The sequence below is a fragment of the Anaeromassilibacillus sp. 1001302B_160321_C8 genome (genome assembly GCF_015554745.1).
In the GTDB taxonomy this organism is placed as follows: domain Bacteria; phylum Bacillota; class Clostridia; order Oscillospirales; family Acutalibacteraceae; genus Anaeromassilibacillus; species Anaeromassilibacillus stercoravium.
Map to the genome: position 1 here is coordinate 117,603 of NZ_JADNJD010000002.1, position 23,722 is coordinate 141,324.

Sequence of the window (23,722 nt, forward strand, 5' to 3'; positions counted from 1 at the left end):
ACAAAAAGCGCCGCTGTTACGCCGCCGGCGAAAATATGGACAAAGCAGCGCCAGATGTGATACAATTGCCCCGGACGCCTTAAAAGCACTGGCGGCCCGTATTGCTTAACAACATATTATTAGCAATCCTCCGCTTTGTCAATATGATTCTTAAAGTTTTTTAAGGATTTTCCATTTCCCCGAAAAGCCGGGATTTCTAAGGAGTTTGCCATGAATGAGAAAATCAATTGTATCGAAACCAACCTTCCTGCCCGCAGCTTTGCTGTGATTGGGCATCCAATTGGGCACACCATGTCCCCCTTTATTCACAATAAATTGTTCGCTCTAAGCAATGGATGCGGGGCAGTATCCTACCACGCACTCGATATCTCCCCGGAGGAACTCGAATCTTCCATGCCCCGCCTTCGGGAGTTTTCCGGGTTTAACATCACCATTCCCCATAAACAGGCGATCATTCCTCATTTGGACAATTTGGATGCAAAAGCGGCCTTTTTTCACTCCGTCAATACAGTCAAGAATGAAAACGGCCGGCTGACCGGCTATACCACCGACGGCGCGGGCTTCACAAGGGCGTTGGAGAGCGCCGGGGTACCGCTTACCGGCCGCATCGCGATCCTAGGGGCGGGCGGCGCCTCGCGTGTGATGGCCTTTGAAGCCCTGGACGCCGCGCAGGAACCGGATATCACCATTGCCGCACGGGAACACAGCCTGCCCGCAGCGCAGGCGCTCTGCAACGAGTTGGAGCAAGTCCTGCAAAACCAGGGGCGCAAAGGCCGTCTCTCCGTCGCAAGGCTGGACGCGCTTTCCGGCGGTTTTGACCTCCTTGTCAACGGCACGCCGGTCGGCATGTATCCCCACACCGACGCCTCGCCGGTCTCCGCCGGGGTTTTGGCGCACTGTGCCGCGGTATTCGACGCGGTGTACAACCCCGACCAAACCATGCTGCTGCGCCTGGCCAAAGAAAATGGCGCGAAGACGGTCGGCGGCATGCGCATGCTGGTGGGGCAGGCGGCCGCTGCGCACGAAATCTGGTATGGCGCTACCTTCCGGGAATCGGACATCGATGCGCTGTGCCGCGAGGCAGTTGAGGAAATGGAGCGGATCTTCGCATGAAACAGAAACCCAAGAACATCATCCTATGCGGGTTTATGGGCAGCGGAAAAACCACTGTGGGCCGCCGCCTAGCACAAAAAGCGCACATGGAATTCATCGATATGGACGACTACATCGAGCAGCGCGAAGGCCGGACCATCACGGACATTTTCGCGCAGGACGGGGAGGAAACCTTCCGGCGCATGGAAACCGATGCGGCGCGGGAGCTGGCCGGCCGCAGGGGGTTGGTGATCGCCGCGGGCGGCGGCACGCTCCTGCGCGCACAAAACGTCAAAATCTTCCGCAAAAGCGGCGTAACGGTCCTGCTGGACACCCCCATCGGCTTCATTCAGGAGCGTTTGAAAAACGACACGGCACGCCCCCTGCTGCAAAAGCCGAACCGCAAAAAGGTCGTGGCGGATCTATACCGCAAGCGCCTTCCCGCCTATTGCGCGGCGGCGGACGTGATTGTCGACGGCTCCGGCGGCGCGGACCGCGTGGCCGGGCGGGTATTGGAGCAGGTCAAACGGCTCGGATAAGCCCTTTTGCACGCAAAAATCCGCACGGAGAAAGTTTGTTTCCTGCAACAAACAAAAAAATTCCTGCAAATTGGAAAGAATTCTTTCTTGACAAACGCTTTCCGACGTATTATGATACTTACAAGATTTTTCCGACGAAGGAGTTCCATCATGCTTAAGATTGCAAAAACCGCACGATTTACAGGTTTTGGCTATCCCCGCTTCTTTTGGGCGTGGGATTTTTACGCATGCAATCTTTGCGGTGACAACTCCCGGAGTAGGAATAGCCAACACCCCTGTATTGTAAAATAACCTGGCTGTTTTTCTCATAGGCGGAGCTGCATCGCGCAGCTCCGCCTATTTTATTTTCCACAAATCTTACATGAAAAAATTGGAGGGTATCAGCATGATTATTGTTTTGAAGCCAAATTGTCCTGAGGAGCAGGTCAAGAAATTTACGGACAGCCTCACACAGGAATATAACGTCAAGGTCAACACCTGGGTCGGCACGCAGAGCACGGTGCTCGGCTTGCTTGGCGACACCACTTCCATCGATATCGACTATATCGCCGCACAGGACTTTGTAGAGAGCGTCAAGCGCGTGCAGGAACCCTACAAGAAGGCAAACCGGAAGTTCCACCCGGACAACACCGTCATCACCCTGCCCACCGGCCAAAAGATCGGCGACGGCAGCCTCGCCCTGATCGCCGGCCCGTGCTCCGTTGAGACAGAGGCCCAGATCTGCGAAGTGGCCGAGCGCGTAAAGGCCTCCGGCGCAACCTTCCTGCGCGGCGGCGCGTTCAAGCCCAGAACCTCGCCCTATTCCTTCCAGGGCTTGCAGGCCGAGGGCCTGGAGCTCCTGAAAAAAGCCAAGGCAAAGACAGGGCTCCCGATTGTGACGGAGATCATGAGCATCGGGCATATCCCACTCTTCGAGGAAGAGGGCGTGGACATCATCCAGGTCGGCGCGCGCAACATGCAGAACTTTGAGCTGCTCAAGGCGCTGGGCAAGATCAATAAGCCCATCCTGCTCAAACGCGGCCTGTCCAACACGATCGAAGAACTCCTGATGAGCGCGGAGTATATCATGGCTGGCGGCAACGACCAGGTCATTCTCTGCGAGCGCGGCATCCGCACCTATGAAACCTACACCCGCAATACGCTGGACATCTCTGCGGTTCCGATCCTCAAAAAGCTGTCCCATCTGCCCGTCGTGGTAGATCCCAGCCACGCCTCCGGCATCGCATGGCTGGTCGAGCCGTTGGCTATGGCGGCTGTGGCGGCCGGTGCAGACGGCCTCATCATCGAGGTACACAACAACCCCGCAAAAGCCCTGTCCGACGGCGCGCAATCCCTCACCCCGGACCAATTCGACCGTGTGGCTCATCATGTGCTCCGCACAAAGGACGCCCTCTCCAAATTGAACGCATAATTCCAAGCGAAGGCCGGCCTGCCAACGAGGGTTTTCCCGGAAGGCAGGCCGGCGGCCTCGCGGGACAGCGTTCGTATCCCCTCCTTGTCAATCTGGACGGGGCATCAAATTTTTGTTATACTAACGCTGTACAACATCGTACTACAGCGGCAAAAGCGCCGTTTGCAAGCTGCCCTTGGAGTTTCTCCAGGGCGGGCAAACGGCGTTTTTGCGGAAAGAGGCGTATGGATTCATGAAAAAGAACGTGGTGATCATTGGGCTTGGCCTGATCGGTGGCTCCCTGGCCAAAGCCTTTCAAAAGTACAGCGAATGCAGCGTCAGCGGGATGGACCGCGACCCGGCCGTCTTGGATGCAGCCTTGAAAAGCGGGGCCATCGACGGCGTCGCCGGGGAAAAGGAGCTGCGGGAGGCGGACATCCTCTACCTCTGCCTGTATCCGCAGGCGGACATCGACTTTATCCAGGCGCACGGCAGCCAAATCTCGCCCCACTGTATCGTGACGGACACCTGCGGGATTAAGCGGGAAATCTGCGCCCATCTGCCGCAATTGGCGGAACAGTTCGGCTTCACATTTGTCGGCGGCCACCCCATGGCGGGCAAGGAGCAGAACGGCTTTGCCGCCAGCGACGCAGACCTTTTCGATGGCGCAAGCTATATCCTGGTTCCCTGCGGCGCGCCGCAGCGCGCGGTGGACACCCTAAAAGCGCTCGCCATCGAATTGGGCTTCGGCGGGACGGTCGTGACCACACCGGAGCATCACGACACCATGATCGCATACACTTCGCAGCTCCCCCATGTGCTGGCCTGCGCTTATGTGATGAGTCCCTGCTGTCCCCAGCACAATGGGTTTTCCGCCGGGAGCTACCGCGATGTATCGCGCGTGGCACGCATCAACGAAGTACTCTGGACAGAACTGTTCCTCGACAATGCCGACGCGCTGACCGGGGAATTGGACATCCTGATCGACAATATCACCCGCATCAGCGAGGCTGTCAAGCAGCGCGACGCGGACGCTCTGCGCGGCTTACTGCGCCAGGGCAGACTTATCAAAGAAAGGCTTGGCGAATAAATGGAACTGACGGTCAATACCTCCAAGCGCTATACGATTCGGATCGAACGCGGCGCATTGGACCAACTCGGCGCCTATTGCGCCTCCCTGTTTGCCCCTGGCAAAAAAGCGGTCGTTATCACGGACACCCATGTTGCGCCGCTCTATCTGGAGCGTGTCTCCACCTCCCTGCGCAACGCGGGTTTTGACGTGACCAGCTGCGCGTTTCCGGCGGGAGAACCATCGAAGCGCCTTTCCACCATCGAAGGCATCTATGGCCATATGGCCCAGGCCCATATCACCCGCAGCGACTTTGCCGTTGCGCTGGGCGGCGGCGTCACCGGGGATATGGCGGGCTTTGCCGCGGCAAGCTATTTGCGTGGCATCCCCTTTGTGCAGGTGCCAACCACCCTGCTCTCCCAGGTGGATTCCTCCGTGGGCGGCAAAACCGGCGTCGACTTGCCGCAGGGGAAAAACCTGGTGGGCGCCTTCTGGCAGCCCTCCTTTGTGCTGATCGACCCGGACACGCTCAACACCCTATCGCCGCACTTTTTCGCGGACGGCATGGGGGAGGTCATCAAATACGGCTGCATCAAAAGCCGCGCGCTCTTCGACCTACTAATAGAAACAGAGGACATCACCTCCATCATGGAGGACGTCATCTACCGCTGTGTGGACATCAAGCGCGACGTGGTGGAGCGCGATGAATTCGACACCGGCGAGCGCGCGCTGCTAAACTTCGGCCACACCTTCGGCCACGCGCTGGAAAAGCTGCATCAGTACCAAGGGCTCTCCCATGGCGCAGCGGTCGGCATCGGCATGGTCATGATGGCGCGGCTGGGGGAAAAAGCGGGATTCACCGCGCCGGGCACCGCGGATAAAATTGCGGCCGCCCTGGAAAAATACCACCTTCCGGTACACAGCGATCTCCCGCTTTCTCAGATTGTTGAGGCGACCGCTTCGGATAAAAAGAGTACGGGTTCCTCCATCAACCTGGTGCTGCTGAAGGACATCGGCGAAAGTTTTGTCCATAAGGTGGCGCGCAGCGACCTGGCGGCGCTTGCGGAGGGCTGCAATGAGTAAAGTGATTGTCCACCCCTCCACCTTGCAAGGGACGGTTTCCGTGCCCTGCTCCAAAAGCGCGGCGCATCGCGCCATTCTCTGCGCCGCACTCGCGCAGGGGGAGAGCATCCTCTCCCCGATCGCTGTTTCCAACGACATCCACGTGACCGCGCAGGCGGCACAGGCGCTCGGCGCCAACATTTTGGAGGAACAGCGGACCTGGCGGGTCACCGGAGGCAGCACCCCGCAGAGCCCAGCGGAAATCGACTGCGGGGAAAGCGGGTCAACCCTGCGCTTTTTGATCCCCGTCTGTGCCGCCCTCGGCATGGAGGCAACCTTCACTGGGCATGGCCGCCTGCCGGAGCGTCCCATCGGCGTGTACCTCGACGTGCTCCCCGCGCACGGGGTATCCTGCCATACAGAGGGCGGACTTCCACTATCGATCAACGGAACGTTAAAACAGGGAGAATTTATACTTCCTGGAAATATTAGTTCCCAATTCATCACCGGACTTCTGCTGGCGTGCCCGCTCCTGGCGGGGGAAAGCACGATCCGCCTCTCCTCCCCGCTGGAAAGCGCTGCTTATGTGGACATGACCCTGGAGGCGATGCGGGCCTTCGGCGTAACCGTCGATCCATTGGACAACGGTTGGCGTATTCCGGGCGGGCAGCGCTACCGGGCGCGCCCCTTTTCCGTGGAGGGCGATTGGTCCCAGGCGGCGTTCTTTCTCGCGGCGGGCGCCCTGGGCGGGACGCTTTCCATTGGCGGCCTCAAGCGTGAGTCCACGCAGGGTGACCGTGCCGCGGAGTCGCTTTTTGCCACATTTGGCGCGGAATGCGCCTGGAAAGACGAAACGCTTTGTATTAAGTCGAACAATTTATACGGAATGGAAATCGACGCCGCGCAAATTCCCGACCTGGTCCCCATTTTGGCCGCCACAGCTGCGCTTGCCAAGGGGCGCACCCGCATCTACAATGCCGCCCGTCTGCGCATCAAAGAAAGCGACCGGCTTGCAGCCATGGCCGACGGCCTGAACCGGTTGGGCGCACAGGTACAGGAAACGCCGGACGGCCTATTGATCGACGGCGTGGAATCGCTGCACGGCGGCGAGGTGGACGGGTACAACGACCACCGGGTGGTGATGGCGCTCTCAATCGCCGCGCTCCGGGCGGACGGCCTGGTCACCATTTCCGACGCGGAGAGCATCCGCAAGAGCTACCCCGCCTTTTTTGAAGATTACAACCGATTGGGAGGTAAAGCAGATGTCATCAACATGGGGTGAAACGGTCCGTATTTCCATCTTTGGGGAAAGCCATGGTATTGCCATCGGCGTTGTGATCGACGGCCTGCCCGCCGGGGAACCGGTCGATATGGATGCGGTCCTCGCACAAATGAAACGCCGCGCGCCGGGGCAGGACAAGTCCGCGACCCCACGCAAGGAGAGCGATTTTCCAAAGGTGATGAGCGGTCTTCTCAACCACACCACAACCGGCGCTCCGCTCTGCGCCGTAATTGAAAACACCAACACCCGGTCCCAGGACTACGGCAATCTGCTGGATGTGCCGCGCCCGGGGCATTCCGATTATCCAGCCTATCTGCATTATCACGGTTTCAACGACATCCGCGGCGGCGGTCATTTTTCCGGACGCTTAACTGCCCCCCTGGTGTTTGCCGGCGCGATCTGCCGCCAGATTTTGGAGCGGCGCGGCATCCGCATCGGCGGGCATGTGGCGTCCGTGGCGCAGATTCAGGATACTCTCTTTGATCCGGTGGACATCCCCGCGGAGCTCTTGGAGACGCTTTCCACCACCTATTTCCCGGTGATCGACGCGGGCAAAAAGGAAGCGATGGCCGCCCTGATTGAAGATGCGCGCATGTCGCAGGACAGTGTGGGCGGCATTGTGGAATGCGCGGTCACTGGACTACCCGCCGGGATTGGCGGTCCACTGTTCGGTGGAATCGAACCGGTGCTGTCCTCCATCCTATTTGGCATCCCCGCTGTCAAAGGCGTGGAATTCGGGGATGGGTTTGGTTCCTGCGCGCTGCGCGGCAGCCAGAACAACGACCCGTTCTATTTTGACGCCGATGGCAAGGTCAAAACATCCACCAACCACGCCGGCGGCATCCTGGGCGGCATCACCACCGGTATGCCCATGGTGTTCCGCGTGGGGGTCAAGCCGACCGCCTCCATCAGCCAAAATCAGCAGAGCGTAAACCTGCAAACGGGAGAGAACCAAATCCTCTCCGTGCATGGCCGCCACGACCCCTGCATTGTGCCCCGCGCGGTGCCTGTTGTGGAATCCGCGGCGGCCATCGCCCTGATGAATTTCGATGGGATTCTCACGGGCGGGAAATCGGAAGGGGGTTGGCGCGCATGACTCTGGAGGAAGTCCGCAAGGAAATCGACGCCATCGACCAGCAATTGCTACCGCTCTTTTTGAAGCGCATGGATTGCGCAAAGCAGGTGGCGGAGATCAAACGGGAGCAGCATCTGCCCGTCCTCAATTCGAACCGCGAACAGGAAATCTTGGACAATATGGCCCAGCACGCGGGCGAATACGCGGGCGAAGCGCGCATCCTCTATTCCAATCTAATGGATATGAGCCGTGCCCTGCAACACAATCTGCTGGGAAGCGGCGCCGAACTCCGGGAGCTTGTTCAGAACGCCGAACATGCGCCTGCGCGCGCGGAGCGCATCGCCTGTCTGGGGGTCAGCGGTTCTTTTTCCCATGAAGCCGTCAAGCACCTCTATCCCGGTGCCGAGCCGCTCTTTTTTGATAACTTTGCTGCGATTTTTGCCGCTGTCGCCGACGGCCGGGCGGACCTCGGTGTGCTGCCGGTGGAAAATTCCTCCGCCGGTTCCGTCAGCGAGGTGTACGACCTGATCCTGCGTTACCGTTTCTACATTGTGGCAGCGGAAACGCTCCACATCCATAACTGCCTGGCCGCCGCGCAGGAATGCCCGATTTCCGAGATCCATCTGGCGTATTCCCATCCGCAGCCGCTGGCGCAATGTTCCAATTTCATCGCACAATACCGCTTCCAGACCGTCCCCTGTTCCGCCACCGCTGCTGCTGCACAGAAAGTGGCCAAGGAGCGCACCCCCGGTACTGCGGCGATCTGCTCGGAATCCGCCGCACAGGAATACGGCCTGCACATCCTGGCGAAGGATATCCAGAACAGCGCAAACAACTGCACCCGGTTCATCGCCATCAACCGGCATATGTTTATCCCAGAGGGGGCCAATAAGATCAGCCTGTGCTTTTCCCTTCCCCACCGGACCGGTACCCTGCACAGCGTTTTGGCGCGCTTCGCCACCGCCGGCTTGAACCTCACCAAAATCGAGAGCCGCCCAATCCCGGGCAAGACCTTCGAGTACGATTTCTATCTCGACTTTACCGGCAACGCGCAGGAACCGCATACCTTAAATTTGATCGCCGCCCTGAGCGACGAGCTGCCTCGGTTCTCCTTTTTGGGGAACTATCGGGAGCAAGAATAATTATTAGCACACATTTGATTTATGGAAATTCCGCATAATTAACAATACAAAAAGTTGGCGTTTTCCACTACATTTTAAGTGGAGAAAACGCCAACTTTTTGTATTTATGAATCTAACGTTCCGTCTGCCTCTTGGTCTATCTGCTATGAACTCAATTCTCAAAAAGAGCAATAAATTTTTCCCGAATTCGGCCAAGCGTATAACTTATTCCATGTTCTTTATAGCAACGAATTCCTCCTCGAATTTTTCTGGGGATAAATGTGATAAAACGTCCTATACGGTATGACCAAGAAGCCCTAATTAAATCCGCCTCCAAATCTTTCGATTGATTACTCTTATTAAAAACATATTTAACTTTTTCGTTCTGCTTTGAAACAAAATCAATACCTAATAGTTTACATAAGTATTCATAATTATCCTGCTTATAATAGTAATTTCTTGGATAGTCACCAAGTCCCAATTCCTGGGCATAGATTTCACGCAACTTGTCTAAAACCTTCTCATAACTATCAGATGTTTCCATAGTTTTTAAATTATACGCAAATCTATTCACATTTTCATTTATGAAGCTTTGCTTTACTTTATCAAAAATACCATCTGCAATTAATCGCTCTTTCATAAGCATAATTGCCTCCCAAAATAGGAGAGGCATATCATCCTTACGATGTTCTAAACTTGTATGAACTGTCCGTTTGTAATACAGAGGTTCTCTAATAATTGCTATATGGCTTGCTTCGGCAATTCCTAAATGAATAAAATAAAAATCTTCTGATTTATTTAGGGACAAAAACGTTAAATTTTTATTCTCTATAAAGTCTTTTTTAAAACATTTTCCACAAGGTCCTCCTGGAGTAAAATTAAATATAAATGGCAAATTATCATCTGAGGAGAAAACACTTCTGTTTGGTACATAATCGGGATCGAGCCAATTATTAGCAATTCTTGCCTCTGTAAGCTTTTGTTGAAAAATATAAACACTAGAAACAACAACATCCGCATCCGCTGCTATAGCCGAATTATAATAGGCTTCAAAAGCATTCTGTGCAAATACATCATCTGCATCAATAAAAACAATATATGCGCCTCTCGCCATTTTGATTGCATTATTTCGTGCCACACCAGCATAACTATTTTTTTGATGAATAACTTTTAATCTTGCTTCTTCGAGAGCCCACTTGTCTAATATTTTTCCAGAGCCGTCAGTAGAACCATCATCAACACATATAACTTCAACATTCCCAAATGTCTGATTAAAAATACTACTAAGGCAATCTTCTAAATATTCTTCTGCATTGAACACAGGAACAACCACTGAAATGGCCGGGGAGTTTGATATGCGCGGATAAATAGCTAACCTATAATTAGTTCTGCAAACATGTTCTTTTTGAATCCTGATATCTTTAATCTCTTTTGAAGAAATGATCGTATCTAAAGAAGTTCGATTTAAACAAGTCTCGTTAAAGGGAGATAAAAGAAAATAATAAAACCAAACATCTGCATAATGCGTATTATAATACACCCAAGGTTTATCAGAAGATGCAAAATGCACAATATCTGCATTTCTAAGGTAATCATATTTATCATCCACCATAGGTAATGCGTAATATTCTGCCAGATCTTCTATTGTTTTGTTTCTCCAATTTGTCATGGTCATATTATAATTAAAATTTAAATACTTAACAGAATTACCAAAGACAACATTTAATGCATCTTGATCCATATAGTAATTGATACCATTCAAACGATATTCCACTAATTTTTCAGTTATATGATCATTTCGCATCTTTTCTAAATTTAAGAGCATCACCCCAGAATTAAAATATGCCTCGAACCTTACACCCAAACGTTTCCAAACATCGCCTTTAAAAGTCAAGGCATGATAATCCTTTACTACACCTGCATAAACTCCTGATATGTCTGTAAAATACAACTTTAATAAGTTACTTTGTATAATCAAATCTCCGTCTATATATAGGGCTTTCGTTAAATTAGGAAATAATTCTGGTAAAAAGAATTTAAATGTCGCAGATATTGAAACAGGAAAATTTTCTTTCACAAATTTTTGATGAAGCTCTGTTTCAGATACATCCACTAAATCGATATTAAAGTTGGAAGCTTGTAATTTTAATAATTTTTTGCGGTTATATTCCTTTACGCCATTACAAATAACATGTATATTATACACTGAATTTTTATCTCTATTATAGAATAGGGATTGTATAGCTACTCCCGTCGGCATAGAAAAATTATTATCTGTAATAAAAATAATATCCAATATTTTTTTATCCCGTATAACTGTTGCCTCAAGATTTTTCATCTCTGTTCTCCTTGCACGTTCATGATTATATATAACATTCCTATATGGATTTACATAGAGGTTATAAACTCCAAATTTTTGGAAAGTATCAACACAAACTCTTTTTGTCCAACATATCTACCTCTCTTATAGGGAATAGAATATCTCTTTAGGCACCTTTCTATTTCTAATGTTGTCTGATTTTCCGCTGTTCTTTCACAATCATCCATCATGATAACAAAATCTTCTCCAATACATCCTGGCAATATATTTAAGATATCAATCCTAGAATACTGCTGCATATCGCTACCGATTGGACCATCGATCAGTATAAAATCAAATTTTGAATGGACAAATTGTTCTTTAAAATTTTTATAAACACGAATTGCTTTGTCTTCTTTATAGGTGGCCATTTCTAAATCTAACTGAACAATGGAGGACCTCTCTGATAATTGGAAGCTTTTTAACATAAAATCAATCCAACTTTTATCATTCTCTACAACAACATGCTTCACATCGTCAAATGAAGTAGCATATTGAGCAATCATTTTTGTCGATTGACCTAATCCAAGTTCAAGTATACGTTTGGGATGCACTTCATTGAGTATGCGGTACATTACATAAAGATATGGATACCCCACCGCCCAACGTCCTGGAGAAAAAGTTTTATCTTTTAGCCACGTACTCTCTACAATTGTATCGTGGAAAATATGTGCCCAAACCGCCTCAGATGTCTGCTTTTTGATTTGGGATGTTTGCAATGAAATATTTTTTAGCTCATTGCTTATAAGCTGATTTTGATCATCGATTTTCTGGCTTAGAGAAACTATACTCTGACGTTCTTCTTCAATCGCGCGTAATACTCGATCCATTTCCAAATTAAACGAATGTATTGAGGGAGGGAAGATCTTTCTTAGTTTGTCTATTATAAACGACATATTATACCTCTATTATTTAATTCCAAAATCTTTAATAATGTTCCTGACGCACAAAGATTCGTATACATTTTTCAATTCTTTAAAAGTTCATTTTATAGCAATAATTCTAGGCAGTAGATAACAAATAATCACTATACGCTTATGGCTTTCGCCGCCAAAGCAACCCAGCCCTTCTCCTCGCGCCGTGCGATCACTTCGAAGCGGCCTTTCAGCGCCTGCAGGACGTCCTGTTCGCGTGTATCGATGATCCCGCTCATCAGGTACACTGCATCGGGCGCTAAAAATTGCTGCACATCCTTTGTCAAGGTGATGACAATATCCGCCACGATATTGGCTACAACGATGTCATAGGTCCCCTCGACGCGGTCGGTCAAATTCCCGCACAGGGCGGTAAAGCGGTCTTCTACGTGGTTGAGCTCTGCATTTTGCACCGCTGTTTTCACGGCCAGCTCGTCGATATCCACCCCAACGGCCCGTTCCGCGCCCAAGAGCAATGCCGCCACCGACAGAATCCCGCTGCCGCAGCCAACGTCCAGCACCGACGCCCCCGGCTTTACGTATTGTTCCAGCAATTCCATACATAGGCGCGTTGTCTCATGCGTCCCGGTTCCAAAGGCCAGGCCCGGCTCCAAATGAAGCACCGTGCGTCCCTGTGCGTCGTATTCGTTTTCCCAATTGGGGCGGATCAGGAGTTTCTCCCCCACGGGGATGGGCTTAAAATATTTCTTCCAATTGTTGATCCAATCCTCCTCCACGCAGGCTGCTGTGGAGATGGTGTGTGGAATCCCTTCGGCGTTGTACCGCTCGCTCAGAAAAGCGATCGCCTCCGCCGGATTTTCTTCCGGACTGATATATACATGCACCAGCGCTTTTGTCCGGTCCTTCTTTAGCAATTCCTCGTCGATTAAATCAATATGCGCGATCTCCCAGGCTTCCTCTTCCAAATGGGAATAATCCTCCACATAGATGCCATATGGCACAACCATCTGTGCGATATCCCCCGCACGGTCCACATCCTTGGCATCGACCGACACCGTCACTTCCGTCCAGTCCATATAACGTCCTCCAAAAATTTGATGATAAATTTTATTATATACCAATATACATGGTATGTACAAGATCGGAATCTGTGGGCGGGAGGTGTGCGCGTGAAAAAGCAGGCCAAATTTTTGGCCAATACCGCAATTTTAACGGGCGGCTCTCTGCTGCTGCGCTTCTCCAACATCTGGTTCCGCGCTTACATACTCGGAAAAATCGGCACGCAGGGCATGGGCGTCTATCAGCTCACCTTTTCCATCTTTGCCCTGGCGATCGCCACCTGCACCAGCGGCGCCAGCCTTTCCGTCACACGTATGGTGGCAGAAGGGCGCGGTTCCCCGGTCTGTATCCGGCGCTGCCTGCTATTTTCCCTGGGCGTCAGCTTTGCCGCCGCCGGTGTCCTGTGGATTGGGTCGGACTTCCTCGCGCAGCGCTTTTTGGATCTTTCCAGCGGGCTTCCCCTGCGCCTGCTCGCGCCGGGCCTACCATTTATGGCGGTTTGTGCCTGTTTGAAGGGATATTTCTTCGCCATCCGAAACAGCGTCGTTCCTGCTATCGCGGAACTGATGGAACAGTTTACCACCATTGGCACAACGATCGTCTTCTTTTGGATCTTTACCCCTTTCAGCGCGCTCATGCTCGGTTCCACAGCGGGGGAAGTGGCTTCCTGCGCGGTGGTCTTCCTGGCGTATCGCATCATGACGCGCAAACAGCCGCCCAAATGCTTTAACGAATCCGGAAGTTACCGGCAGATCTGCCACATCGCTGTCCCTGTCCTCAGCGGCTCCTTTGTGCGCAGTTTCCTCAGCAGTACGGAAAACCTGCTGGTCCCCCGCGGGTTAAAGCGGCACGGCGCGGGGACGGATGCAGCGCTCTCGCAGTACGGCATTATCCAGGGCATGGTCATGCCCATCCTCCTGTTCCCCTCTTCGTTCTTGACCTCGCTGTCCTCCCTGCTGATCCCCGAGCTGGCAGAGGCCAATGCGCGCGGCAAACGCCAAACCATCGAACGCTCCGCTTCGCGGGCATTCCGCCTCACCCTGCTCTTCTCCTTTCTCATCACCTCGCTTCTGATCGTCTATGCGGAGGACCTCGGGAATCTCTTTTATGGAAACCGGCAGGCGGGCGCTTTCCTTCGCATCATGGCGCCGATCATCCCCCTGATGTATGTGGACAGCATCGTGGATGGGATGCTCAAGGGCCTGGACCAGCAGGCCTATTCGTTCCGCTACAACTTTATGGACTCCATTATGCGGGTCGTTCTGATTGCGGTACTGCTGCCGGTCTTTGGTGTGAAGGCGTATATTTTTATCTTATTTTTGAGCGAGATTTTTAATGCGTCCCTAAGCATCAGCCGGCTGTTGAAGGTCGCGCGCGTGGATGTGGATATCATCGGTTGGATTCTCACCCCTGCCGTGAGCGCGGCCCTGCTGTATTATCTCCTGACCTTCCTAAAAGCCGTATGTTGACAAAATTCGACGGATAAGCGTATGATAGAAAGCATAAAAAATGAAGGGGGAATTTTGTGCCGTATTGGGCGGAATGGATTCTATTGTTTACCATCTATAGTTTGTTGGGTTGGATTTGCGAAAGCACGTATTGCTCGATCTTGGCAAAGAAATTTGTCAACCGCGGTTTCCTGAACGGGCCTTTCTGCCCGATCTATGGGGTGGGCGCCCTGCTAATTGTCAAACTTCTGTCGCCTTTCTCCGACAACCTGGTGATCCTTTTCTTCGCTTCTCTGCTTCTCACCAGCCTTTTGGAATACCTCACCGGCTTTGCAATGGAAAAACTTTTCCATGCCAAATGGTGGGATTATTCCCACCGCCGTTTTAACATACAGGGCCGCGTCTGTCTGGGCAACGCACTGATCTTCGGCGTGATGGGTGTGGTCGTGATGCGGCTGGTGCATCCATTCGTGATGCGCCTGATCCAGATGATCCCCTCCTTTCTGGCGCCGTTCCTCGCAGCGGGCCTGGCGGTCTATTTTGTTGGGGACACCGTTGTGACGGTACGCACCATTTTGGATCTCAACAAAAAAGTGGCAGAACTTCAGAAGGTGCTCGACGAGATCCGGGAAAAGAGCCGCGCCGTTCTCGAAGAAAAGAAACGCAGCGTGGAACAGGCCATTGAGAGCCGCTTGGAGGCGGATGGAAAGCCCTATGCGGAATATCTGGAAAAGCTGCGCCAGAAACAAGCCGCTTTAGAACGGAACAGCAAGCTTCTGCACCGCCGTCTGATGAAGGCGTTCCCCACCATGAAATCCCTCCGCGCCAACGAGTCCTTGGCGCGTTTGCGCGAAGCTTTGGAGAAAAGGCGGAACGAACGCAAGGCCAAGAAATAGTAAAGCAAAGCGAGATTTTTATATAATAACGGATGGGAAGCATACCATTCTGAAACCATTTGCTCCTCGCCAGCGATGTGGCGAGGAGCATTTTTGCTTTTTCCATTATAACTGTATAAAATTTCAAATCACACTTGCTTTACAGGCAATTCCAAGATATAATTTTATTAGTCGAAATTAAAATTTTAGGTGCTTCTTTGAATTTATACGAATGGGATTTTGGAAATGGATAAACAGACCTTTCAAAAAGATATCTACGCCTTCGCCAGCATAGCCGTCCTTTATATCGGGAAAAGGCTTTTGCAGATTGCAGGTGCATCCACTGGGCTTTTGGCCTCCTGGTGGGTCCTTATGTGCTTGGTGGCTTGCCTGCCTTTGGCCCGCGCCTGCTATAGGAAAAGCAAGACAGCATCCACGCCGAAAAAATACGTTTATCGCATCGCACCAATCGTGGTTTTTCTTGCACTCAGTTGCCTGATTGTTCTAAGTTTTTATTGGAATGCTTGACCATTCATTTATCCCATCCAAGTTCGCAATGGAAAGGATCTCCTGCTGAAACCACCAGTCGGAGATCCTTTTTTATAAGGAATCCAGATCGATGTGATACGGGTATTCCAATAAGATGTATGGGCAGCTATATTGTTGACACAACCGGAGATTCTCCTCATTTTCCCGCTGCAACTGCTCTTTGGTACAACCGCTGTCATCCAAGCGTTGTTCGATCACATTGGCGTAGCGCTGAATCACGTCGAAATGTTCCGCAAGATACGCTTGGCTAAAACACAGGCAGACAAATTGAATCTGCTCCAAGTACCGGCTTTCAAAAGAGGAGCGGTAATCGAAGGGGATATAGCAGCCTTCCACAACCAATCTCTGGTGATTTTCAATGGCTGTTTTGATGATCTCCCGGACAATTGGCCACAGATAGGCGGTCAGATCCGCGTCGTTGCTCTCCGGAGTGAGGGGACAGTGGCCGCTTCGGATCAACCCCATTTTCAAATGATCGATGGAGAGATACGGATAACCGTACCGCTCCAATACCTTCTGCGCTAAGGCCGTCTTCCCGGTGTGGGAGCTCCCCGCAATCAATACAATCTGTTTCATATCATTTTCCCTCTTTCTCCTGGGCGCGCCGGCGATAGGTCAGCTCCAACAAGTTGCCGTTCTTTTGGGTAGAGATCAACTGCAAAGAAATCTGGCAATCCAAAGCCCCAAAGAGGGGGATTCCCCGGCCCAAAAGGATCGGGATGATTGTGATGCGAAATTCGTCGATCAAATTCTGTTGCAGAAGCGGATGGATGATCTTGGCTCCCCCACAGATCCAAATCCCTTTCCCATCCTCTTGCTGGAGCGTTTCGATCAGCCGCTCTACCGGCTGGCAGACGAATTGAATCTCCGGAAGGTTGGCGATGTCCCGATGCGTCAATACATAGGTCTTTTTTCCGGCATACACCCATTTCCCCGGAGAGAGTTCCTCCGTCACCTGCCGGTAAGTATTGTACCCCATCACGATGGTGTCGATCTCCCGAAGAAAGGCCTCATATCCATTCCCAGCGTCATCCGGAGCCGCCTCACTGTCCAGCCAATCGATCCCGCCGTTTTCACCGGCAATATAACCGTCCAAACTGGCTGCAATATATAAAATCACACGCCGCATATACTCCCACCTCGCAGAGTGTCTTACATTGCTTTTCGATCCCTGCTCTTCCTCTTAGCTGACTTTACATCGGAAACATGATACAATAAAGTTTACCACTTTTCCATTTCTTTTAACAGGAGAAACTTATGAAACAAAGCAAATACGACGATCCGATCTTTTTCGAAAAATACAGCCAGATGAGCCGTTCCCAGCAGGGGCTGGAAGGCGCGGGCGAATGGGAAATCCTGCAAAGGCTCTTGCCGGATTTCACCGGAAAACGTGTCCTGGACCTCGGCTGCGGCTACGGCTGGCACTGCATCTATGCGATGGAGCACGGCGCCGCATCGGTCACCGGCGTCGACCTCTCTGAAAAAATGCTGGCGGTCGCGCGGGAAAAGACCCACTATCCGGAGGTCACCTATCTGCGCAATTCCATCGAAGACGTCCAATTCCCTGCGGAAAGCTTTGAAATCGTCTTGAGCTCCCTGGCACTTCACTACGTTGCATCCTTTGAAGCTGTCGTACAAAAGATACACGCCTGTCTCACAAAGGGCGGCTCCTTTGTCTTTTCCGTGGAACATCCCATTTTCACCGCATATGGTTCCCAGGATTGGTACTATGATGCCGGCGGCAAGATTCTGCACTTCCCTGTGGACAACTATTTCTACGAGGGGGAACGGCAGGCGGTCTTTCTGGGGGAACCCGTCACCAAATACCATAAGACGCTGACCACCTATCTCAACGGGCTGCTGGAAAAAGGTTTTGAGCTTCTGCACGTCGTAGAACCGCAGCCGCCCGCCCACATGCTTTCGATCGCCGGCATGAAGGACGAGCTTCGCCGGCCGATGATGCTGATCGTATCCGCGAGGAAAAAATAAACGAACGGCCTCCCATTCCCTATATCGGAAATGGGAGGCCGTTGATCGTTGGGACATATCGTGTCACGCATCGACGCCTGTGCGTTTCTCTTCCTCCGTTGGAGTGGAGGGGACCCATAGCGGGCTGTCCACTTTCTGCTCATAAAACCGATGCAGGGCCGCAAAATATTGCTTTGCGCCCTCCGCCCCGAACCGTCCGACTCCCGCAGGGAGGTCGCCAAAGCGGTTGGGTTCAAACACCTGCACACGGCCCGTTTCGGAAACGATGTATTGCAAGGAACCGGCTTTGCCGTCTGCGTCCCGAAAGGACAGAACCACCCATACGGAACTGTATGGGTCTTTCCCATTGTAATCGCCAAAGCCTTCCCCGAGCAGCCAGCTCCAGTCCCATTTGCGGTTGGTTGGATATTGGTCCAGAAGGCCCAGGAGCTTCTGAATCTCTTCGCTGTCCTCCGTGGCGATTCCATGCAACTGGGTGGGCCCTCCGGGCGGCGTCACCATGTCGATCACCTGGACGCCGGAAACGGAGTAACCGCGCAGCTGCTGGGAAGCCGTGACCGGCCGTGAAAACCAAAGCCAGCCCCCGGCTACTGCCAACAGGCAAAGGAGCACCACGCAGCGGGAACGCCATGCGCGCGAAAATTGTTTGCCAAAAATAGTCATCATATTCCTATCCTTAATAAGCAGCATTCCAAACACAAGGAACGGCCAGCTATATGCACATATCCGGATTTCCCTTTCCTTGTGATTGGACATATATGCTTTCTAAAAATCACTTTACCCCATGTAGATCGTCGCAAATCATTCTATATTGTCATTTTATAGAATCTTCTCGAATTTTACAAGCATAAAAAATCCTGCTGGAATGATTCTTATCCCTCAAATCATTCTAGCAGGATAAAATTTATGTCCCGTATTTTATGGCATCAAGCTTTCTGTACGGCAATGACCTCTACTTCGCACAGGACGTTCTTTGGGAGCGTCTTGACCGCCACGCAGGAACGTGCGGGTTTCCCGGTGAAGTATTTCTCATACACCGCATTGAATGCGCCGAAATCTGCCATCTCCGCCAGGAAACAGGTCGTCTTGACGACGTCCTCATAGCCGCAGTTGGCTGCTTTGAGGATCTCGCCGACGTTTTTCATCACCTGTTCCGCCTGTACGGTGATGTCGCCCTCGGCGATCTCGCCGGTTGCAGGCACAATCGGAATCTGGCCGGAGGCAAACACCATTCCGTTGACCACCTTGGCCTGGGAATAGGGACCGATCGCTGCGGGTGCATTGGGGGTTGAAATCGTTGTCATCATAAAAAGACCTTCTTTCTGTTTATCGCATTCCTTATAAGAGTTCTCCATCTACGGAGAAACAAACCATCTTTATAAATTCACTCAGCCGATGTTCTGCCGGTGGACGATATGATAGCCCGCATCGGAGATCGCCTTTTCAATCTGCTCGACATGCGCCCAGTTGCGCGTCTCCATAGCGATGCGCAAGTAACAGCCGTTGATGTCGGTGTCCTCCCCGCCTCGGTCATGATGTACGCTGACAACGTTCGCGCCGAGATCGGCAATCAGCGCGGAAACCTCTTTGAGCTGGCCCGGCTTGTCGATCATCTCAATAATCAGCTCGGTGGAGCGTCCTGCCTTCATCAGGCCGCGGTTGATCACCTTGGAAAGGATGGTCACGTCGATATTGCCGCCGGAGAGGATACAGGCGACCTTTTTGCCCTTCACATCCACCTTGTTGAACATCGCCGCCGCAACCGCTACAGCGCCCGCGCCCTCGGTAATCAGTTTTTGCTGCTCAATCAAAGCCAGAATCGCCGTCGCTGTCTCGTCGTCGCTGACGGTCACGACATCGTCGACGTATTTGCTGCACAGTTCATACGTCAGGTCGCCGGGGCATTTCACGGCGATGCCGTCCGCAAAGGTGGAAACCCCCGTCAGGGAATGCGGGCCGTTCTGTTCCAACGACGCCTTCATGCTGGCAGCTCCCGCCGCCTGAACGCCATAGACCTTGCATTTTGGGTTCAGGGATTTGATGGCGAACGCCACGCCGGAGATCAAACCGCCGCCGCCCACCGGTACAATCACGGCATCCATATCCGGCAGCTGCTTGAGCAGCTCCAATCCGATGGTCCCCTGGCCGGCAATGACATCGGGATCGTTAAAGGGATGGATGAAGGTCAGGTTGCGCTCCTTCTGAAGTTCCACCGCGCGGTTATAGGCGTCGTCATACACGCCCTTGACCAGCTCCACCTGGGCGCCGTAGCTCTTTGTTGCCTCCACCTTGGAGATCGGCGCGCCGTCCGGGATACAAATCAGGGACGGGATGCCGCTGTGCGCCGCTGCCAGCGCAACCCCCTGCGCATGGTTTCCTGCGGAACAGGCGATGACGCCATGGGCCTTTTCCTCGTCGGACAGCTGCGAAATCTTATAATAGGCGCCGCGCACCTTAAAGGAACCGGTCACCTGCAAATTTTCGGTCTTGAGATAGATCTCGCTCTCCGGGTTGATCTGCCGCGCCGGGATCAGGTCGGTTTTGCGGATCACCGGTTTGAGCACATAAGCGGCATGATAGACCTTATCCAGTGTTAACATCTTTTTACCCCCATCAGTCGTCAAAATTGCGGCCCGGTTTTGCCACCGGCCCGATCGTTGGTTGGCTTTCCGGATGCAGGCGTATGCACCCGGTGGGGGAACGCCTACAGGCGGGATTATTCGATCATTTTGGCATCGCCATTGCGCCAGTGCGCAAGATCTTCAGCACATGGTACGGATTATAGAGTTCGATGAACGAATTGATCGTTGTCGCATCGCCGGTCAACTCCAAAATCATGGTGTTGGCCTCGACGCTCAGAATATTTGCATGGAACACGTTGGCCATCTCGACCAGCTTTTCGCTGTTCTGCATGGTGCGTTCCACCTTGATGAGCAAATGCTCGCGGACAACGGCGCTTTTCGGGTCGAGCACATCCACCTGCTCGATGTCCACCAGCTTACTGACCTGCTTATCGACCTGCCGCACAATGCGGTCGTCGCCCTGCACTACGATCAAAATGCGGGAATACTCCGTATTCTCGGTCTGCGCCGCCACAATGCTCAGGATGTTATAGCAGCGGCGGCTGAACAGTCCCGAAATTCGAAGCAGAACGCCGGGATTGTTCTTCGCCAGGATGGAGATGATATATTCTTTCTCTGCTGTCGTTGTCATGGCTGCTCCCCCTCTCTCACATTTCCAGAATCGGGCTTTCCACCGACGCGCCCGCGGGCACCATCGGCAGAACGTTGACGTCCTTGTCGATCCGGCAGTCGATCAAAACCGGTTCGCGCAGCGCAAGCGCCTGCTCCAACACGGGCCGGATGTCCGCCTTCGTCTGGATGACAAACGCCTTCGCGCCAAACGCCTCTGCCAACTTGACAAAGTCCGTATTTTTATCCAGATCCGTCTGCGAAAAACGGTTGTCGTAGAAAAGCTTCTGCCACTGGCGCACCATTCCCAGCACGGAGTTGTTGAATACCAACTCCATCACGGGGATGTTGTAGGCGACTGCTGTGGCAAGCTCATTGCAATTCATGTGGAAACTGCCGTCCCCGGCGATGTTGATCACGCGCGCGTCCGGGTTGGCCACCTGTGCGCCGAGCGCCGCGCCCAGGCCGAAGCCCATTGTGCCCAATCCGCCCGAACTAATGAACTGGCGCGGATGGCGGAAGCGGTAGAACTGCGCCGCCCACATCTGATGCTGGCCCACGTCTGTGCAGATGATGGCATCGTCGTTGGTCAGGTCGCTCAAGGTTTCCAAAACTTCCTGCGGCGTTACGCCGTTGGGGTCGGAAGCCGTTTGGCTGAGCGGGTAATCCGCCTTCCATGCAGCGATATTGGCCATCCAATCCGCATGCGTATGCTGCGGCAGGCGGCGGTTCAGCTCCTCCAAAATCTCGCGGGCGTCGCCCTTGAGTTTGAGGTCCACGTCGATGTTTTTATTAAACTCGGCGGAATCAATGTCGATCTGGATGATCGGGCAGTGCTGTGCAAACGATTTTGCGTTGCACAATACGCGGTCCGAAAAGCGCGTGCCCACTGCCACGAAGAGGTCGCAATTTTTGATAGCAAGCGCTGCGGTGTTGGTCCCGTGCATGCCCAGCATGCCCATATAGCGGCTGTCCGTCTGGTCAAAACCGCCCTGGCACATCAGCGAACAGGCGACCGGCGCATCCAACCGCTCTGCAAAGGTCTTCAACGCCTCGGATGCACCCGAGGCGATCACGCCGCCGCCCGCATAGACAAACGGCCGCTCCGCCTTTTCCAGCATTTGCAACGCCTGCTCAAAGCGCTGCTCGAACGGGAACAGGTGGTGCTTCTCCTGCTCCGGCGGCGCTGGCGGAAGGAACTCCACCTTCTGCGCGGTGAGGTCCTTCGGAATGTCCACCAGGACGGGTCCCTTCCGGCCGCTGTTGGCGATGCGGAACGCCGCCCGGATGGTATCCGCCAGCTTGCGGACGTCCTTTACCAGGAAATTGTGTTTGGTGATCGGCATCGTAATGCCGGTGATGTCGACCTCCTGGAAGCTATCCAAACCCAACAGGTCCAAATTGACGTTGCCTGTGATGGCCACCACTGGGACGGAGTCCATATATGCGGTTGCAATGCCCGTCACGAGATTCGTCGCGCCGGGGCCCGAAGTGGCAATGCAAACGCCCGTTTTGCCGCTGGACCGCGCATAGCCATCCGCGGCATGGGCCGCGCCCTGCTCATGGGCGGTGCGGATGTGGTTGATCCGGTCCCGGTACTCATACAACGCGTCATAAATATTGAGTACAGAGCCGCCGGGATACCCGAATACGGTATCCACTCCCTGCTCCAGCAGGCATTCCATAATAACCTGTGCCCCTGTCAATACCATAATCCATTCCTCCTGACAAATTTCTTCCAGTCGTTTTCAACCAGCGGATGCATCGGGAATTTCCGCTTTTCTCTGCCAACGGACAAAATAAAAAGCCCTCGTCTCTTTTTAGAGACGAAGGCTAAATCAGCTCCGCGGTACCACTCTAAGTGCTGCATCATGCAGCCGCTCATGTGTATCTAACAATACACTCTCTTCTAACGGGGAGAAACCGGACGCACCTACTTGCCCAAAAGGGGTTCAGCCGCCTGCTCCGGGGCGATGTCCTGCAAATTCCGCACCGCCTCACACCACCCGGCGGCTCTCTGTAGCGAAAGGAATGCATTCCGTCCCCATCAACGCAAAACCGTGCATTCTGCAACGGTCTTCCTATCCAGTTGTATTAGTAATACTATATCCTACAACCCGTCGATTTGTCAACCTTTTTTTGCAGCCTGCTAATTTATTTCTCTTTCGACCGGCCATTTTGCCGGCCTGTGCTTATCCCCTGCCGTCTATTGTAATCCGCAAGGAATTCTGGTAAAATATACCTAATATTTTATTCAGAAAGAAGGTCGGATGGATCATGAATCAAGAAGCTTTGCAAACCATCGTCGAAAAGACGCACGAATTGATGAACGCCCACTCCTGCTGTAAGGAGGCAAAAGCGGCAGCCCAAGCCTGGCTGGATGCAATCGGCATGGAAAATGAAGTGGCAGCAGCCAAAAGATATGTGGAGGAGCTGGAAGCGGACATCATGCCGGTCGATCAGCTGATCGCCTTTGCAAACTCCGATGCCGGCGCCCAAGTGTTTGGCGCGAACACAGCGAAGCAGATTGCAGCGCACGCCGCTGAAATCAAAGCTGCCGGAGCGAAATATTGCGATTGCCCGGCTTGCGCCGCGGCAGAAGCCATCCTGGAAAAGAAGGCACTCCTCTTAAAATAAAAAATGGATTTCCAAGGCGCCAAACGGAACGGAATGGCGCCTATAGGGACCAAGTACGGCCACCCTTTCCAACCGCCCGGGAATTGAACCTGGCATCGTGCAAGTTCGTT

General features: G+C 52.8%; 23 protein-coding genes and 1 other annotated feature. Of the genes, 13 read left to right on the plus strand and 10 right to left on the minus strand.

Annotated features, from left to right (window positions below; all coding sequences use genetic code 11):
- Window positions 1–210 precede the first annotated feature (210 nt).
- The 8 genes from aroE to I2E77_RS02015 all read left to right on the plus strand — a co-directional run bounded on the left by aroE (window position 211) and on the right by I2E77_RS02015 (window position 8,651).
- Window positions 211–1,113, plus strand: coding sequence for a shikimate dehydrogenase (gene aroE / locus I2E77_RS01980; protein WP_195450509.1), 903 nt, complete (start codon window positions 211–213; stop codon window positions 1,111–1,113).
- The gene (locus tag I2E77_RS01985) at window positions 1,110–1,631 is read left to right on the plus strand and encodes a shikimate kinase (protein ID WP_087230482.1); all 522 of its coding nucleotides are present in this window, start codon (window positions 1,110–1,112) and stop codon (window positions 1,629–1,631) included. The genes aroE and I2E77_RS01985 overlap by 4 nt, the downstream gene beginning before the upstream one ends.
- A 385-nt stretch (window positions 1,632–2,016) precedes the next feature.
- Window positions 2,017–3,042, plus strand: a complete 1,026-nt coding sequence (gene aroF, locus I2E77_RS01990; protein ID WP_191363103.1) for a 3-deoxy-7-phosphoheptulonate synthase — start codon at window positions 2,017–2,019, stop codon at window positions 3,040–3,042.
- Window positions 3,043–3,274: 232 nt separating this feature from the next.
- Window positions 3,275–4,111, plus strand: coding sequence for a prephenate dehydrogenase (locus I2E77_RS01995; protein ID WP_087230476.1), 837 nt, complete (start codon window positions 3,275–3,277; stop codon window positions 4,109–4,111).
- A complete protein-coding gene (gene aroB / locus I2E77_RS02000) occupies window positions 4,112–5,173 on the plus strand; it encodes a 3-dehydroquinate synthase (RefSeq protein WP_087230473.1) in 1,062 nt (353 codons plus the stop codon).
- The gene (gene aroA, locus I2E77_RS02005; protein WP_195450510.1) at window positions 5,166–6,434 is read left to right on the plus strand and encodes a 3-phosphoshikimate 1-carboxyvinyltransferase; all 1,269 of its coding nucleotides are present in this window, start codon (window positions 5,166–5,168) and stop codon (window positions 6,432–6,434) included. Before aroB ends, aroA begins: the two co-directional genes overlap by 8 nt.
- Window positions 6,415–7,530, plus strand: coding sequence for a chorismate synthase (gene aroC, locus I2E77_RS02010; RefSeq protein ID WP_191448310.1), 1,116 nt, complete (start codon window positions 6,415–6,417; stop codon window positions 7,528–7,530). Before aroA ends, aroC begins: the two co-directional genes overlap by 20 nt.
- Window positions 7,527–8,651 (plus strand): bifunctional chorismate mutase/prephenate dehydratase, encoded by a 1,125-nt coding sequence (locus I2E77_RS02015; RefSeq protein ID WP_087230464.1) that lies wholly within the window; start codon window positions 7,527–7,529, stop codon window positions 8,649–8,651. The genes aroC and I2E77_RS02015 overlap by 4 nt, the downstream gene beginning before the upstream one ends.
- A 151-nt stretch (window positions 8,652–8,802) precedes the next feature.
- Here I2E77_RS02015 and I2E77_RS02020 read toward each other — a convergent pair whose 3' ends face one another.
- From I2E77_RS02020 to prmA, 3 genes are all read right to left on the minus strand, one after another.
- Complete coding sequence (locus I2E77_RS02020) at window positions 8,803–10,968, minus strand: glycosyltransferase (protein ID WP_195450511.1); 2,166 nt, start codon at window positions 10,966–10,968, stop codon at window positions 8,803–8,805.
- Window positions 10,969–11,018: 50 nt separating this feature from the next.
- Window positions 11,019–11,885, minus strand: coding sequence for a hypothetical protein (locus I2E77_RS02025; RefSeq protein WP_087230458.1), 867 nt, complete (start codon window positions 11,883–11,885; stop codon window positions 11,019–11,021).
- A 131-nt stretch (window positions 11,886–12,016) separates the two neighbouring features.
- Window positions 12,017–12,940 (minus strand): 50S ribosomal protein L11 methyltransferase, encoded by a 924-nt coding sequence (prmA, locus tag I2E77_RS02030; RefSeq protein ID WP_191441283.1) that lies wholly within the window; start codon window positions 12,938–12,940, stop codon window positions 12,017–12,019.
- A 93-nt stretch (window positions 12,941–13,033) separates the two neighbouring features.
- On the opposite strand from prmA, the gene I2E77_RS02035 reads away from it, so the two are divergent.
- The 3 genes from I2E77_RS02035 to I2E77_RS02045 all read left to right on the plus strand — a co-directional run bounded on the left by I2E77_RS02035 (window position 13,034) and on the right by I2E77_RS02045 (window position 15,774).
- A complete protein-coding gene (locus I2E77_RS02035) occupies window positions 13,034–14,392 on the plus strand; it encodes an MATE family efflux transporter (protein ID WP_172749531.1) in 1,359 nt (452 codons plus the stop codon).
- Window positions 14,393–14,448: 56 nt separating this feature from the next.
- Window positions 14,449–15,267 (plus strand): putative ABC transporter permease, encoded by an 819-nt coding sequence (locus tag I2E77_RS02040; RefSeq protein WP_195450512.1) that lies wholly within the window; start codon window positions 14,449–14,451, stop codon window positions 15,265–15,267.
- 225 nt (window positions 15,268–15,492) lie between these two features.
- A complete protein-coding gene (locus I2E77_RS02045) occupies window positions 15,493–15,774 on the plus strand; it encodes a hypothetical protein (protein ID WP_195450513.1) in 282 nt (93 codons plus the stop codon).
- A 72-nt stretch (window positions 15,775–15,846) separates the two neighbouring features.
- Here I2E77_RS02045 and I2E77_RS02050 read toward each other — a convergent pair whose 3' ends face one another.
- Window positions 15,847–16,371, minus strand: coding sequence for an adenylate kinase (locus tag I2E77_RS02050; RefSeq protein ID WP_195450514.1), 525 nt, complete (start codon window positions 16,369–16,371; stop codon window positions 15,847–15,849).
- Between the two features lies 1 nt (window position 16,372).
- The gene (locus I2E77_RS02055) at window positions 16,373–16,924 is read right to left on the minus strand and encodes a dihydrofolate reductase family protein (protein WP_195450515.1); all 552 of its coding nucleotides are present in this window, start codon (window positions 16,922–16,924) and stop codon (window positions 16,373–16,375) included.
- Window positions 16,925–17,052: 128 nt separating this feature from the next.
- Between I2E77_RS02055 and I2E77_RS02060 the strand changes: the two genes are divergently transcribed.
- Window positions 17,053–17,784: a class I SAM-dependent methyltransferase gene (locus I2E77_RS02060; protein WP_195450516.1), complete on the plus strand. Its 732-nt coding sequence runs from the start codon at window positions 17,053–17,055 to the stop codon at window positions 17,782–17,784.
- A gap of 63 nt (window positions 17,785–17,847) precedes the next feature.
- Here the strand turns inward: I2E77_RS02060 and I2E77_RS02065 are convergent, their stop codons facing one another.
- The 5 genes from I2E77_RS02065 to ilvB form a co-directional block, all read right to left on the minus strand.
- The gene (locus tag I2E77_RS02065; protein WP_195450517.1) at window positions 17,848–18,447 is read right to left on the minus strand and encodes a hypothetical protein; all 600 of its coding nucleotides are present in this window, start codon (window positions 18,445–18,447) and stop codon (window positions 17,848–17,850) included.
- Window positions 18,448–18,710: 263 nt separating this feature from the next.
- On the minus strand, window positions 18,711–19,088 hold the full coding sequence (locus tag I2E77_RS02070; RefSeq protein WP_419761392.1) for a RidA family protein: 378 nt from the start codon (window positions 19,086–19,088) through the stop codon (window positions 18,711–18,713).
- Window positions 19,089–19,172: 84 nt separating this feature from the next.
- Complete coding sequence (gene ilvA, locus I2E77_RS02075) at window positions 19,173–20,384, minus strand: threonine ammonia-lyase (protein ID WP_087230426.1); 1,212 nt, start codon at window positions 20,382–20,384, stop codon at window positions 19,173–19,175.
- 124 nt (window positions 20,385–20,508) lie between these two features.
- Window positions 20,509–20,997: an acetolactate synthase small subunit gene (gene ilvN, locus I2E77_RS02080; RefSeq protein WP_087230424.1), complete on the minus strand. Its 489-nt coding sequence runs from the start codon at window positions 20,995–20,997 to the stop codon at window positions 20,509–20,511.
- A gap of 16 nt (window positions 20,998–21,013) precedes the next feature.
- Window positions 21,014–22,687 (minus strand): biosynthetic-type acetolactate synthase large subunit, encoded by a 1,674-nt coding sequence (gene ilvB / locus I2E77_RS02085; RefSeq protein WP_191405691.1) that lies wholly within the window; start codon window positions 22,685–22,687, stop codon window positions 21,014–21,016.
- 107 nt (window positions 22,688–22,794) lie between these two features.
- Window positions 22,795–23,035: a binding site (T-box leader), on the minus strand.
- A gap of 217 nt (window positions 23,036–23,252) precedes the next feature.
- On the opposite strand from ilvB, the gene I2E77_RS02090 reads away from it, so the two are divergent.
- On the plus strand, window positions 23,253–23,612 hold the full coding sequence (locus I2E77_RS02090) for a molecular chaperone Hsp90 (protein ID WP_191448301.1): 360 nt from the start codon (window positions 23,253–23,255) through the stop codon (window positions 23,610–23,612).
- Window positions 23,613–23,722 lie beyond the last annotated feature (110 nt).